The sequence below is a fragment of the Vibrio sp. SSH13-20 genome (assembly GCF_040104475.1).
Classification (GTDB): Bacteria; Pseudomonadota; Gammaproteobacteria; order Enterobacterales; family Vibrionaceae; genus Vibrio; species Vibrio harveyi.
The window spans coordinates 1-1,290 of record NZ_JBECOU010000037.1; the positions used below are offsets into that span (position 1 = coordinate 1).

Annotated in this window: 1 protein-coding gene; it reads right to left on the reverse strand. The window is 43.7% G+C overall.

The genetic code is table 11. The features are described from left to right. Positions 1-3: 3 nt before the first annotated feature. Positions 4-1,197 (reverse strand): ISL3 family transposase, encoded by a 1,194-nt coding sequence (locus ABMY42_RS26310; protein WP_274791645.1) that lies wholly within the window; start codon positions 1,195-1,197, stop codon positions 4-6. Between the last annotated feature and the right edge of the window lie 93 nt (positions 1,198-1,290).

The following is a 1,290-nucleotide window of genomic DNA, read 5'->3' on the forward strand; positions in this document are numbered from 1 at the left end:
GGTTCATCGCGGCTTTCCGGGGAAAGCCGCTTTTATCTTTAAGAAGAAATAATCGGTATCTCGATAGCCATACCCCATCCGCTTGATTAACTTTATCTTGTTATTTATCCCTTCAAGCGTACAGGTATTCAGCGGATAGCTTGCTGAAGCAGTGATCCCATGAAGGTATGGGCTGAGCTTTCGAGCGAACTCTATGAGCGGCTTAATTCCACTCTCATTCACTTGCCTAAACCATACCTGCCATAAGTTTTTAGCCTGAAGTTCAGAGCCGCAACGCCACAGTTCCTTTAATTGCGCACCCAGTAAGTAAGTTGTCATCAAGTCCTGATTCATATTCAATATTTCTGTGAGGTAGCTTTCCTGTTGTGTATTTAAATTATCCTTATTTTTCAATAGCACCCAGCGCGAACGCTTGACCCATTGCCTTGCTTTTTTATCCTGTTTTAGCTTATTGGCTTGGTCGACTCTAACTCTATCCATCACTTCACGACCGAACTTAGCAACAACGTGGAACAAGTCATAAACGATACGGGCATTTGGGCAATGCGCTTGGACTTCAAGGTCAAAAGCCGTATTCATATCCATTGCTACTGCTTCGATATTTTTGCCATGCTCACCTAGTTGTTCAAAGAACGGTCGAATATCCTTGCGGCTACGACCTAGTCCTATCCAGATAATCTGATGACTTTTCGCATCTGCAATAACTGTCGCGTAACGGTGCCCTTTAAAAATGGCAAACTCGTCCATGACGAGTTGCCTTAATTCACCCCATTTAACTTGCGGTACTACTTGTTGAAGCCGACGCTTATCTATCTCTTTGATTGTGTGCCAATGAACACCGGTCACTTGAGCTATATGTTTAATTGGCAGGAGAGGTAACAACTGTTCAATATAGCTTCGTAGACGGTTAGTGATACGAGCATAAGGCTCTAACCAAGATAGTCGCTCTGTTTTAATGCCGCAGTGGCTGCACTTGATGCGTCGGGTTTGAACGGTCAGTTCAACGGGAGCTCCTAACAGCGTGGCTTCCTTCACGTTACGCCATTGATACTCATGTATGGCTTGAGCTTTAAGCCCGCACGGACACCTAGCGATAGAATTTGGTTTGAGAGTGAGCTTTATTAATGATGTGGTCTGATGAGACTTTACTATATGAAAGCCTTCCCAGAATGAAGATAGGAAAGTATGATTCGACATGAAAACGGTAGTTTGTGTAGGTTTTGTTTGGCGATAAAACTCTATCACTTACTACCGTTTTTGTTTTCAGTTCCCGCTTATCCGCGATGAACC